This window comes from Shewanella sp. M-Br (assembly GCF_036245925.1).
In the GTDB taxonomy this organism is placed as follows: domain Bacteria; phylum Pseudomonadota; class Gammaproteobacteria; order Enterobacterales; family Shewanellaceae; genus Shewanella; species Shewanella oncorhynchi.
In genome coordinates this window covers 166,484-179,484 of record NZ_BJBV01000009.1, presented here as the reverse complement: position 1 = coordinate 179,484, position 13,001 = coordinate 166,484, and the positions used below count along the sequence as shown (strand labels likewise).

At 46.9% G+C, this 13,001-nt stretch carries 13 protein-coding genes; 6 read left to right on the top strand and 7 right to left on the bottom strand.

Going from position 1 to position 13,001, the window contains the following annotated elements:
- Positions 1–50 precede the first annotated feature (50 nt).
- The 5 genes from nadA to astE form a co-directional block, all read right to left on the bottom strand.
- Positions 51–1,133, bottom strand: a complete 1,083-nt coding sequence (gene nadA, locus AAA952_RS09935) for a quinolinate synthase NadA (RefSeq protein ID WP_338256577.1) — start codon at positions 1,131–1,133, stop codon at positions 51–53.
- A gap of 132 nt (positions 1,134–1,265) precedes the next feature.
- The gene (locus AAA952_RS09930; RefSeq protein WP_338256575.1) at positions 1,266–2,891 is read right to left on the bottom strand and encodes a dihydrolipoyllysine-residue acetyltransferase; all 1,626 of its coding nucleotides are present in this window, start codon (positions 2,889–2,891) and stop codon (positions 1,266–1,268) included.
- Between the two features lie 9 nt (positions 2,892–2,900).
- A complete protein-coding gene (locus AAA952_RS09925; protein ID WP_028759982.1) occupies positions 2,901–3,878 on the bottom strand; it encodes an alpha-ketoacid dehydrogenase subunit beta in 978 nt (325 codons plus the stop codon).
- 3 nt (positions 3,879–3,881) lie between these two features.
- Positions 3,882–5,060, bottom strand: a complete 1,179-nt coding sequence (locus AAA952_RS09920; RefSeq protein ID WP_338256573.1) for a thiamine pyrophosphate-dependent dehydrogenase E1 component subunit alpha — start codon at positions 5,058–5,060, stop codon at positions 3,882–3,884.
- A gap of 162 nt (positions 5,061–5,222) precedes the next feature.
- Positions 5,223–6,257 (bottom strand): succinylglutamate desuccinylase, encoded by a 1,035-nt coding sequence (gene astE, locus AAA952_RS09915; protein ID WP_028759984.1) that lies wholly within the window; start codon positions 6,255–6,257, stop codon positions 5,223–5,225.
- 330 nt (positions 6,258–6,587) lie between these two features.
- Here astE and msrA point away from each other — a divergent pair, with 330 nt between their 5' ends.
- Complete coding sequence (gene msrA / locus AAA952_RS09910) at positions 6,588–7,067, top strand: peptide-methionine (S)-S-oxide reductase MsrA (protein ID WP_263266777.1); 480 nt, start codon at positions 6,588–6,590, stop codon at positions 7,065–7,067.
- 113 nt (positions 7,068–7,180) lie between these two features.
- Here msrA and pgm read toward each other — a convergent pair whose 3' ends face one another.
- Positions 7,181–8,833: a phosphoglucomutase (alpha-D-glucose-1,6-bisphosphate-dependent) gene (gene pgm / locus AAA952_RS09905; protein ID WP_338256568.1), complete on the bottom strand. Its 1,653-nt coding sequence runs from the start codon at positions 8,831–8,833 to the stop codon at positions 7,181–7,183.
- A 73-nt stretch (positions 8,834–8,906) separates the two neighbouring features.
- Positions 8,907–9,449: a replication initiation negative regulator SeqA gene (seqA, locus tag AAA952_RS09900; RefSeq protein WP_198573466.1), complete on the bottom strand. Its 543-nt coding sequence runs from the start codon at positions 9,447–9,449 to the stop codon at positions 8,907–8,909.
- 297 nt (positions 9,450–9,746) lie between these two features.
- Between seqA and AAA952_RS09895 the strand changes: the two genes are divergently transcribed.
- The 5 genes from AAA952_RS09895 to earP all read left to right on the top strand — a co-directional run bounded on the left by AAA952_RS09895 (position 9,747) and on the right by earP (position 12,978).
- Complete coding sequence (locus tag AAA952_RS09895; RefSeq protein WP_338256565.1) at positions 9,747–10,523, top strand: alpha/beta fold hydrolase; 777 nt, start codon at positions 9,747–9,749, stop codon at positions 10,521–10,523.
- A gap of 101 nt (positions 10,524–10,624) precedes the next feature.
- Positions 10,625–10,846, top strand: a complete 222-nt coding sequence (locus AAA952_RS09890; RefSeq protein WP_006081578.1) for a DUF2788 domain-containing protein — start codon at positions 10,625–10,627, stop codon at positions 10,844–10,846.
- A gap of 10 nt (positions 10,847–10,856) precedes the next feature.
- Positions 10,857–11,129 carry a LexA regulated protein gene (gene ybfE, locus AAA952_RS09885; protein ID WP_006081577.1) on the top strand — a complete coding sequence of 91 codons (273 nt, stop codon included), beginning with the start codon at positions 10,857–10,859 and terminating at the stop codon, positions 11,127–11,129.
- A 54-nt stretch (positions 11,130–11,183) separates the two neighbouring features.
- Positions 11,184–11,711 (top strand): flavodoxin FldA, encoded by a 528-nt coding sequence (fldA, locus tag AAA952_RS09880; protein ID WP_006081576.1) that lies wholly within the window; start codon positions 11,184–11,186, stop codon positions 11,709–11,711.
- An 85-nt stretch (positions 11,712–11,796) separates the two neighbouring features.
- Positions 11,797–12,978: an elongation factor P maturation arginine rhamnosyltransferase EarP gene (gene earP, locus AAA952_RS09875; protein ID WP_338256560.1), complete on the top strand. Its 1,182-nt coding sequence runs from the start codon at positions 11,797–11,799 to the stop codon at positions 12,976–12,978.
- Positions 12,979–13,001: the final 23 nt, after the last annotated feature.

Here is a 13,001-nt window from a genome sequence, read left to right as displayed (position 1 = left end):
ACACTATGGCAGGGATTTTTATTAGGCTGAAGAAAAGCTAAATAATGCGCTTAGGCATTACCCTTTATTTTCATATTCAGTGTCTTGGCAAAATCCAGCATACGCGTCAGCGGAATAAGTGCCTTAACTCTTAAGTCTTCATCCACAAAAATCTCATGGGTGGTTTTATCGCTGTCGGCGAGTGACGCTTCAATTGCCTGCAAACCGTTCATCGCCATCCAAGGACAGTGGGCACAGCTCTTACAGGTTGCGCCATTTCCGCCCGTTGGCGCTTCAATTAAAATTTTACCTGGCGCCGCCTGCTGCATTTTATAAAAAATGCCGCGATCGGTTGCCACGATAAAACGCTCATTTGGCATGGTCTGCGCTGCTTTAATCAGTTGACTGGTCGAGCCAACTGCATCGGCCATCGCCACCACACTGGCTGGCGACTCAGGATGCACAAGAATAGCCGCATCTGGGTAAACGCTTTTCATATCGCGCAACGCGTTCGATTTAAACTCGTCGTGAACGATACAATCGCCCTGCCACATCAACATGTCGGCGCCCGTCTGCTTGGCAATATAGCTGCCTAAATGACGATCGGGTCCCCAAATGATCTTTTTGCCTTCGCTGTCTAAGTGCTCAACGATTTCAAGGGCAATACTGGAGGTCACCACCCAATCGGCGCGCGCTTTAACCGCAGCCGAGGTATTGGCGTAAACCACCACAGTATGATCTGGGTGCGCGTCGCAGAAAGCACTGAACTTATCGATTGGACAACCTAAGTCCAATGAACAAGTGGCTTCTAAGGTCGGCATTAAAATGGTTTTTTCTGGGCTTAAAATCTTGGCGGTTTCGCCCATAAACTTGACCCCAGCAACGATTAAGGTTTTTGCTGGGTGATCGCGGCCAAAACGCGCCATTTCTAAGGAGTCTGAAACGCAGCCGCCAGTATCTTCGGCAAGGGCTTGGATTTCAGGATCGGTATAATAGTGGGCAACCAGAACGGCATCTTTTTCAATGAGCAGTTGTTTGATACGCGCCTTGTAATCGGCTTTTTGCGCATCGGACAAAGGCACTGGTTTAGGCGGAAACGGGTAATCAATGGTTTCTATTGTTGGAGCAAATGGGCTGGGGGCTAACTGACTCATAACACATCCATCAGGATAACTACGTTCGGGAATTATACGTAATCGGGATCAAAAGATTAACCCATTTGTGCAAAGCAAATAAAAAAGGACGCTTTTAGCGTCCTTTTAGTGTCAGTTATTCGTGCCAGTGCCTTAGCGCATCGCTAATAACATCTCTTGAGGCTGCTCAAGATACTGTTTCCACAGATTACAGAAGCGAGCAATCGTACCGCCATCGATCACTCTATGGTCACCTGACCAGCTCACTTGCATGATTTGGCGAGCTTCGACTTCCCCTTTCGCGTTAAAGCGCGGTAGGGTTTGCAACTTACCTAAGGCCACAATCGCCACCTCAGGTTTGTTGATAATAGGCGTCGCCACTGTGCCACCTAAAGCGCCAATGTTAGAGATGGAAATCGTGCCGTCTTTCAGATCCGCTGGCGCCACGCGGCCGCTGCGGGCTGCTTGGGTCAGGCGGGTGATTTCTGCCGCCACTTCTAAAATGCTCTTGTCCTGCACATCTTTGATGTTGGGCACCAAGAGACCGACTTTAGAATCCACCGCCATGCCGATATTGTGACGTGCCTTGTAAGTTAGTTCAGTGCAATCAGCATTCACTTGACTGTTCATCACAGGGAACTGACTTAACGCGAGCGACATTGACTTCATGAAGAAAGGCATCATGGTCAACTTCACTTCATCTGACGAATACTTCACTTTCATGCTTTCACGCAGTGCAACTAAGTCTGTTAAATCAAACTCTTCGCAATAGGTAAAGTGCGGAATGCTCGATACAGATTCAACCATCATGCGTGCCATCACAGCTTTTACGCCGCGAATCGGCTCAACCGTGTCAGCGCGTTGAGTCACTGTCGATGTTGGAACTTGGGTTTGAGATGCTTGCGTCGCTTGAACTGGCGCCTCTTTTACCTGAGTCGCACTTGGAGCAGAAACATTGCTCGCGCCTTGTTGGAAGCGAGTGATGTCTTCCTTATACACACGGCCGTGCTTTCCTGTGCCAGGTACTTGACTCAAATCGATATCTAACGACCGCGCCATACGGCGAACTGCAGGGCTGGCTAAGGCTTTACCTTGGCGAGCAGGTTCTGCATTCACAATCTGGGCTGCAGGTGCCGCATTAGCCACAGTATCAGTGTTTGTTGTTGCCGCAGGTGCAGAAGCCATATGCTTAACTTCAATGGCAAATAAAGGCGCATGTACTTTAGCTAGCTGACCTTTGCGATAATGCAGTTTGGCAATTTTACCCGCTTTAATAGCAGGAATTTGCACCAGCGCTTTATCTGTCATCACGTCGGCAATCGGTTGATCTTCCTCAACCCAATCACCTTCGCTCACTAGCCATTCGACGAGTTCACATTCAACAATGCCTTCGCCGATATCCGGTAGTAAGAACTCTTCTATGCTGACGGATGAACTGGATGACGTATTGGCAGTTGTTGCCGCCACAGACTCAGTCACTTTTGAAGTCGTCGCAGCAGGTTCAGTCGCAATAGACTCTTCACTCGCGATTTCAACGGCACCTTCAATTTGTACGGCATAGAGCGGCGCATGCACTTTCGCAATATCGCCCTTGGCGTAATACAACTTAGTGACTACGCCAGCAAAAGGCGCAGGGATTTGCACTAAGGCTTTGTCTGTCATGACATCGGCAATCGGCTGATCTTCAACGACTGTGTCGCCTTCTTTGACCAACCATTCAACCAACTCACACTCCACAACACCTTCGCCAATATCCGGCAAAATAAAATCTTTAATCATACCGGACTCCTAGAAGGTCACTGATGCTTTGATGGCTTCAAACGTTTTGAATGCATCTGGCATGTATTCTTTTTCATGAATGAGTGGGTACGGGGTATCTAAACCACAAACGCGGCTGATGGGTGACTCTAAATACAAGAAGCATTCTTGCTGAATCGTCGCCGCTATCTCACCAGCAAAACCACCGGTTAATGGCGCTTCATGGTTAACCAGTAAACGTCCGGTCTTTTTGACTGAATCGGCAACGGTATCGATATCCCAGGGTGACAAGGTGCGTAAATCGATAACTTCACAGGAGATCCCTTCTTTAGCGGCCATGTCGGCGGCTTTTTCAAGGATTTCCATTTGCGCGCCCCACGCCACTAAGGTGATGTCTTTACCTTCGCGAACCACTTCAGCCTTACCCAGTTCAATTTCATAATCGCCCGCTGGCACTTCGCCAACCGATGCACGATATAAACGCTTAGGCTCAAAGAAGATCACCGGATTTTTGTCACGGATTGACGCCAACAGCAGACCTTTGGCTTGCTCAGGGTTACGTGGCACCACCACTTTTAATCCCGGTGTCTGGGTAAAATAGGCTTCAGGTGATTGAGAGTGATAATGGCCGCCCGCGATACCGCCGCCATAGGGCGTACGGAACACTAATCCACCGACATCGAACTCATTACCGCTACGGTAACGGAACTTAGCCGACTCGTTGACGATTTGATCAAACGCCGGAAAGATATAATCGGCGAATTGAATTTCAGCCACGGCGGTCATGCCATTTGAGGCTAAACCATTGGCAAAACCGGCAATACCTTGCTCTGTCAGCGGCGTATTAAAGCAGCGAGCGCGACCGAATTTTTCTTGAAGACCGGAGGTGGCGCGAAATACCCCGCCAAAGTGGCCCACATCTTCACCAAAAACCACCATGCGTTCATCGGCTTGCATGGCAATCGACAAGGCCTCATTGACGGCCTGTAACATATTCATTTCAGCCACGGCTTATAGTCTCCCTGCACTTTTTGGATAGGCTTGCGGATATTTCTTGATATGTTCTTTAAGCTCGGCGAGTTGCTTTTTCAGCACTGGCGTCGGCTTGTCGTATACATCTTCAATAATTTCATCCAGCATAGGCACAGGAATTTTTTCAGCCACTTTTACCGCAGCCAATACTTCTTCACGATATTTCTCATGCAGTTTCACATCATCCGCTTCAGCCAACCAACCTTTGTTGATAAGCCATAATTTGAAGCGTTTAACCGGATCGTGTTGCTGCCACTTGGCTTCTTCATCTTTCGAGCGATAACCAGAGGGATCGTCTGAAGATGAATGCGCGCCGAGACGATAAGTCATGGCTTCAATCAGCACAGGCGCATTATGCTCAATCGCATAGGCACGGGCTTGCTGAGTTGCCGCTAACACGGCCAACATGTCATTGCCGTCAACACGAATCGTGTGCATGCCATAACCCACACCGCGACTCGCAATACCGTTACCGGCAAACTGCTCTTCGGTGGGAGTTGAAATGGCGTAGCCATTGTTACGGCAGAAGAAAATCACTGGGCATTTCAGTACCGCGGCCATGTTTAGACCGGCATGAAAATCCCCTTCTGATGCAGCGCCTTCGCCAAAATAACAAACCGCGACTTTGCGCTTACCTTGCATTTTTAAGCTGTAGCCCACACCCGTCGCCTGCGGGATTTGTGTCGCAAGAGGTGAAGAAATCGTTTGATAATGCAATGCCGCACTGCCGTAATGGATTGGCATTTGGCGACCTTTACCGAGATCTTTCTCGTTACTGAACATCTGATTCATAAACTGTTCAGTGGTAAAGCCGCGATAACGCAGCGCCGCATGCTCACGATATTGCGCGAGGATAACATCTTCTTGATCGAGTGCGGCCACACTGCCGACAATCGCCGCTTCTTCACCCGTACAGGTCATGTAGAAGCTGATGCGTCCTTGACGCTGGGCGCCAAGCATACGTTCATCAAGTACCCGAGTGAATACACAGGTATCGTAAATTTTAGTGGCTAAGGTTTCATCTATCACAGGCAAAACCGCGGTTTCATAAGTGGTGCCGTCGGCTTGTAGAATTCGAAGGATAGGAATGTGTAGCGATGCCTTATCCAAGAAGCCGACACGGTGCACTGTATCAGTGTTGTGTGTTGCTTTGCTCATATTGTGCTCTTGTTATCTCATTACGCACCAAAGCGTTTTGATGCGTCTGTTTATACGAATATGCCCGACGAACATTACGTTAACGTAAACTACCTATCAACCATTGGCATAGCTCAAACCACAAGTTATCCCTGCCCCGCATGTATATATTGCTTTACAAGCCTAACGCACGTCCGCATTCACGGCAGGGATCAGGCAAATCACAGTGCGATTGCCAATAGGCACTTTGGCATTAGGGAACACGACAGACTCAAACTCATGCTCCACTTTAATTTCTTGCCCACCTTCCCGCGCTAAAACAAAGCCCTTCGGGAAAGATCTGAAGTTTTCGACATCAGTTGCGAAGGTAAATTCAAAATCATCGAAATGTTTATTGATGACGCGGCACACTTGGTACAAGTTAACCTTATCGGCATCAAATGCATCCAGCTCCAACGGCTTAGCGGTGATCAAGCGCATGAACATTTCATGGGTGGCGATAAAACGCGTCATGTCGTTCTGCCCCATGGGATACACTTTGCCAAGCTCAATGGTAAAGGCATCGGCACCGTAGCGTTCAGAGGAAAAATAGCTGAAGGTCGTGGTCGGTTCATGGTGGAAAAGTACTGTATCGACGCCGCTTGCGGCTAAAAACATAATTTGCTCGCCGCTAAAGGCGCGCCCAGGACGATAGGGATAGATAGCGAACTTTTCATGCTTCGAGGCGCGCATCGCCGTGTGCAGATCATAATGGATGCGCTGACGTCCATCGGCAACCGCAGTATAAAAACGATCGACATAGGCTTCGAGTTTTTTCGCGCGTACTCGCTCAGGGTTCACTAACCCTGGTGGATTGGAATGCTCACCACTAAATAGACGATTCATGTTTTCGTCAATAATCCGCGTGCCGTTATTAATCGCTAATGGGTTACCAATGAGAAATAAAGTGCGCTGCTTTGCGATGATCTTTTGCTGTAGAAGTTGTTTAATTAAGCTATTGCAGAGTTCAATGGGCGCGGTCTCGTTACCGTGAACACCGCAGGAAAGCACAATATCTTTTCCTTCATTCTGTATTGGTTCGAAAACAATAACACCGGTATCCCACACTTCCACTTGAGTATGATCGCCTAAGTTAAATGAAAATTCGCCATCGAACTGTTCAGGATGGGCTAAGGTGAGCGCTAAAAAATCCTTTGAATCTAACAGAGCTTGTAACACAGAATTCTCCTTATAATGATGTGTAACAGTATTGGCGCAATAGCATAAGTACAGGCAGTAATAACCACTTAAGCATTTATCTCACCGCGGTTAGTCTCACTCGCACCTAAAAAACGGCTTCAATACTAACACATGTTTTTAGTGCTGTTCTCAGACATTTATTGCCGTAGGACCCAGTTTTAAGCGGAATGACATTCAACTAAGCTGATTGTTAAATTCTTAGGACATTCCCTAAGAATTTCCCATGATAAATATTCCAGCTTGAGGCTTGCTTTTGCACTCAAGTTTTATCACAATCCTTAGCCATCTAGACTTCTATTGGATTTAATTATGGCGTTAGCAACCTTTGGTGCCGGCTGTTTCTGGGGCGTAGAGTATTTTTTTAGACAAGTGAACGGCGTATCGAATGCCACCTGCGGCTATATGGGCGGCAATAATGCGGCGACGAGCTATGAAGAAGTCAAAAAAGGCAAAACGGGCCATGCCGAAGTGGTGCAAGTGGAATTTGACCCTGCCCTTGTCAGTTATGAAAACTTGCTCGATGTATTTTGGAAAAACCACAACCCAACGAGTCTGAACATGCAAGGCGGAGATATTGGCACCCAATATCGCAGCACCATTTTCTTCCACGACCGTGAGCAAAAAGTGGCCGCAGAAGCCTCAAAGTTAGCTTTTGCCCGCTCAGGTCGTTGGGGATTGCGCCATATCGTGACTGAAATAGTACCATTACAACAGTTCCATGTGGCAGAGGAATATCACCAAAATTACATTGATAAGAATAACTTACCGAGTTGTCATATCGAGTACTAAATACAGTCAAATCAGCATGAGATCAACTACTCATAACTGACATTAGACACAAACAAAAACGCACTCAAATCTGAGTGCGTTTGTTTTTGATACTTTATAAACCTACTGCTGCATTAAGCGTTCAGCGCCTTATCAATTAATGCCTGCGCATCTTTGATGATTTCAGCTAAATGCTGCTCACTGATAAAACTCTCGCCGTAGATCTTAAATAACGCTTCCGTGCCCGATGGACGCGCCGCAAACCAACCATTCGCCGTAGTCACTTTGATGCCACCAATGGCCGCATTATTGCCCGGCGCATGAGTTAACACGTTTTCGATTGCCTCACCCGCAAGCACAGTGGCATTTAAGGTTTCTGCATTCAATAACGCAAATTTGGCCTTGTTTTCAAGACTGATTGGGCTATCGATACGCTTATAGAAACTTTGGCCAAATTGTTTTACTAGCTCTTGATGGCGTTGACCTGGAGTTTTACCTGTCACCGCAAGAATTTCTGCGGCAAGTAACCCTAAAATGAAGCCGTCTTTATCCGTGCACCACGTTGTGCCATCACGGCGTAAAAATGCCGCGCCAGCGCTCTCTTCACCGCCAAAGGCGATGGTGGCTTCGGCTAAACCATCGACAAACCACTTAAATCCCACAGGCACTTCGAGTAATTTTTTGCCGTGGAAAGCACAGATTCTATCGATAAGCGCACTCGATACTAAGGTTTTACCTATTGCTAAGCTATCGCTCCAATCCGGTCTGTGCGTCAGTAAATAATCGATAGCGACCGCAAGGTAGTGATTAGGGTCCATCAAGCCGGTACCAGGGCAGACAATGCCGTGACGGTCATAGTCAGGATCGTTACCAAGGCATAAATCATAAGATTCTTTATGGGCGAGTAACCCTGCCATCGCATAGGGAGACGAGCAATCCATGCGGATTTTGCCGTCTTTATCCAGCGGCATAAAGCTAAAGCTTGGGTCAACTTTATCATTAACTAAGGTGATATCGAGCCCATAACGCGCGGCAATCGGAGCCCAGTAGAAAATCCCTGAACCACCGAGCGGGTCCACACCGATACGCAGCTTAGCGTTGGCAATCGCCTGCATGTCGATGACATTGTCTAAATCAGCCACATAAGGCGTGATCAAATCAATGGCGTTGACATAGCCTGATGCCAGCGCTTCGGCATACGCTAATTTTTGCACGCCAGCTAACGCTTGGCGCAAGTAATCATTGGCCCGCGATTCAATCCAAGCGGTGATATTACCTTCGGCCGGTCCACCATGGGGTGGATTGTATTTAATCCCACCATCTTGAGGCGGATTGTGGGAAGGCGTAATGATCAAACCATCGGACAATGCCGCACCCGTAATATTGGCTTCGCGATTGGCGCAAATCACCCCATGGGAAACCACTGGCGTTGGCGTAAATCCGTCGTTCTGTTGGATTTTCACTGTGACTTTATTTGCCGCCAGCACTTCAATGGCCGACAAATAGGCCGCATAGGATAACGCATGGGTGTCAATCCCAAGGATCAGCGGCCCATCGATATTTGCCGATTGACGGTAGTCCACCACAGCTTGGGTAATCGCCCAAATGTGTTGTTGGTTAAAACTGCCATTGAAGGCGCAGCCTCTGTGCCCAGAAGTGCCAAAGGTGACGCGTTGTTGTACGTCATCCATATTTGGCGTGATGCTGTAATAATGGCTCATCAGTTTTGGAATATTGACCAGATCCGTCTGATTAGCGATTTGTCCTGCCCTTTGATGTATTGCCACCTATGGCTCTCCTGCACTCAATTACAATTAGAAAAAGTAGAAAAATGTCGTACTAACTTGGCTCATCCGCGGATTAAACGCGCTCGGCGATACCCGCTGCTACTGTCGCATCACAACCAAATTGCACTAAAACTTCCGATAAAATAGTGCGTTTCTTGGCGGTATTGTTGTTACTCGTTACCCAGAAACCACTTGCACCAATTTCTTTTGGGTTAGCCGAAGCACTCGCTTCGAGCAGTTGCTCCTTAGAGCGAGCAAAATACAAACGATCGCGCCCTTGGATCTGCAAAATTTGTGAGAATTGCTCTGGGGCTAATTGATACAAACTTTCGAGCAAAAACAGAAAACGACCTACTGCGCCTTTTTGCTGCGATAACTGATGTTCATCGACTAAGCGACTAAAATCATTCACTGCTGGCACTGTTTGCGCCGCGATGGGCTGAATAGGTTCAGCTTCAAGGCTCGGTTGGCTAATCGCCAAAGGCTGGGGTTGTTCGACCGCATCGACGGACAGGCCGAGTAATCGACGAAGAATGTCAGAGGCGCTCTCACCAATACGTTCTGTTTTGCTGGCAATATGACGATAGAGCTCTTCATCAACTTCGATATATTTCATAACCTTAATTATCCTTTGTTATTCGACAGGCTTAACCGAAAAAAGTGTACCACAGCGATCGGGGCAGATCATTGCGATCGGTTAACAGTGTATCCATGTCTATCAATCTGATAAAGCGTCATTATTCTAAAAATGCGTGAAATAGCACAGCAAACTAGCAGATAACAAGCAATTGCCGAAAAAGCGCCCAAGTTAATTGCCGCATATACGCTAAAGTAGCAACTGACTTGTCAAGCCAACGGCATTAAGGGCACAATTCGCGCCACGTTAAGCTAAACATATTCAACAGGAATCACCATGAACTTTGTTTCTACAGGCCAAGGACCCGCAGTACTCTTGATCCACGGCTTGTTCGGCAACCTAGATAACCTCAAAGGCCTAGGACAAGTATTAGAAAGCCAGTATCAGGTTATTCGTGTCGATGTGCCCAATCATGGTTTAAGTGAGCATTGGGATGAGATGGATTACCCTCGCCTCGCCACTGCCATGGTTGCATTACTCGACGAACTGGCTATTGAACGCGCCCATATTGTGGGTCACTCCATGGGCGGTAAAATCGCCATGGCGACGGCGTTAGCTCATCCAGAGCGCATTATCAGCATGGTGGCAGCCGATATCGCCCCGGTCGCCTATGAGCCAAGACATGAGTTAGTGTTTGCCGCATTAGCAAGTCTGCCCTTAGAAGGTCATACCGACAGACGGTTTGCCCTAAACCACTTGATTGACAAAGGTATCGACGAAGCCACGGCGCAGTTTTTACTCAAAAACCTGCAACGTACCGACACTGGCTTTCGTTGGAAGCTGAACTTAAGTGGTCTAAAAGCTTGTTATCCCAATATTATTGGCTGGCATAATCAGGCGCCAAATCCAGTACAAAGCTATAGCGGCCCGAGTCTATTTATTCGCGGCGGTGACTCGAATTATGTTACGAGTGAACACAGAAGCGCTATCATGACGCAATTCCCTGCGGCGCAAGCGAAAACCCTCGAAGGTTGCGGTCATTGGTTACATGCACAAAAACCCGCCATCTTTAATCGAATTGTGTCTGAATTTATTGACAAACAAGCAATGTAAATCAGCAGCAAACTCGACCTAAAGCATATGGCAGCCGCCATCTTGATGTGATATATTCGCGCCTCTTTTGGCCTTAGAACACTCTCGAGGACTAAGAAAGTATGTTATCTCAGTACATGGAACAAATTGAAACCATCGGCCTGAACCTGTTTTTTGCCTCGATATTTTTCTTTATCGGCATGGCCATCCACGATGTGCTTAAACAAGGTAACGTGCCGAAATTTGGTCGATTTATTGTTTGGTTAGTGTTATTTCTCGGCTGCGCCGGGTTTATTGTAAAAGGTATTATCCAGATCACTTGGGAAGGCTCAGGGATCGGTTAACAATAAGAACATGGCAAAAGAAGCGACAGACAGAACCACCATTGACCTTTTTGCCAATGAAAAGCGCCGGGGCCGCCCACGAAGTAATCCTTTGTCCCGTAGCCAGCAGCTTAAGGTCAACAAACGCAATCAAATCCAGCGCGATAAAGCCAACGGATTAAAGCGAATAGAGTTAAAGGTGTCACAAGATTTGTATGACGCCTTGAATGAGCAGGCATTGGCCAGTAACATCAGCCGTAGCCAGTTAATCGAATTAATTCTTCAGCAACAAGTTGAATGCTGAACGAGTACCAGCAAGATTAACCTAATAAGTGAACTAGACATTAAAGGATAGACAATGGCAACTGTAGGTCTTTTTTTCGGTAGCGACACAGGTAACACCGAAGCTGTAGCCAAGATGATCCAGAAAAAACTGGGTAAAAAAATGGTTGAGGTGAAAGATATCGCCAAAAGTACCAAAGAGCAGATTGCAGAGTATGACTTGCTGCTGTTCGGCATCCCGACCTGGTATTACGGTGAAGCGCAATGTGACTGGGATGATTTCTTCCCTGAATTAGAGCAAATTGATTTTACTGACAAACTTGTCGCTATTTTTGGTTGTGGTGATCAAGAAGACTACGCTGAGTATTTCCTTGATGCCATGGGCATGGTTGGTGATATTGTTCAGGCCCGTGGTGGTATCATCATCGGCCATTGGCCAACTGCAAGCTACAATTTTGAAGCCTCTAAAGGTCAAGTCGATGACGACCACTTTATTGGTTTAGGTATCGATGAAGATCGCCAGCCAGAGCTGACTGAAGAACGTGTTGATGCTTGGGTTAAGCAAATTTACGAAGAAATGTGTTTAGCTGAATTAGAAGATTAATTCTGTTAACCATTTGATTAAAGCGGCTTAACGCCGCTTTTTTTATGCATATATTTCTGACTAAGAATAACGACATACCACACTCATGAGCAACACACCTCGCTCCAATCATTGGGATATTTTTTGCACCGTCGTTGATAACTACGGCGATATTGGCGTCACTTGGCGTTTAGCCAAACAAATAGCCAATGAGTATCAGATCCCTGTTAATTTGTGGGTCGACGACCTCGCAAGCTTCTCCCATATTTTACCGACACTCGATCCACTAAAAGCCACTCAAACCTTCAATGGTGTGAATATTATTCATTGGAAAGAGCCTTTGCCTGTAGCGTTTTTCGCAGGAGCAGTGCTCATCGAAGCCTTTGCCTGTGAACTCCCCGAACAGGTAAAAGCGCAGCTGGCTTATTTACATCAGAACGCCCCAAAATCTGTACCTGTTTGGCTGAATTTAGAGTATTTAAGCGCAGAGGATTGGGTTGAAGGCTGCCATGGTTTGCCATCGTTACAGGCCAATGGTTTGAAGAAGTATTTCTACTTTCCCGGTTTTAGCGCCAAAACGGGTGGACTCATTTGCGAGCAAAAGTTGTTTACCGAGCGTGATGCTTGGCAAGCTGATACTGCCAATAAATTGCAGCTTTTTACTAATCTAGGTCTTAAGGACATTCAGGCACAAGACACAGTGATTAGCGTTTTTAGCTATGAGACCGAGGCGCTACCCGCATTATGTGAGTTATGGCAGCAATCGGCAGAAAAAATCCATGTGCTGCTCCCAAAGGGGCGTAGCTTAAACAGTCTGACACATTTACTGCCCTGTGAAATTGCCGATCTAGTGCCGGGTCAACAGATAAATCATGGTAATTTAACCCTGCACATTTTACCTATGACAGACCAACAGGGGTTTGATCGCCTGCTCTGGAGCTGTGATTTTAATATCGTGCGCGGTGAAGATTCCTTTTTACGTGCCCAATGGGCCGCAAAACCCTTCATTTGGCACATTTATCCCCAAGAAGATGATTATCACCTCGTAAAATTAGAAGCTTTTCTCAAACTTTACTGCGATAATCTGCCACCTAAAATTGCTTGTTATTGGTCTGAATTGAATCTCGCGTTCAACCAAGCACAGCAATCAGCCGTGAGCCTTCACTGGCAAAACCTTAATCCTGTTAATTTGCCCTTGTTGCATCACCATGCTAAACAATGGCCAATTAATGCATTAAATGCTGCAGATCTCGCTACTCGACTAGTTCAGTTCGTTAAAAACAGCTAAGATACTGCGCGAAAACAGAAAAA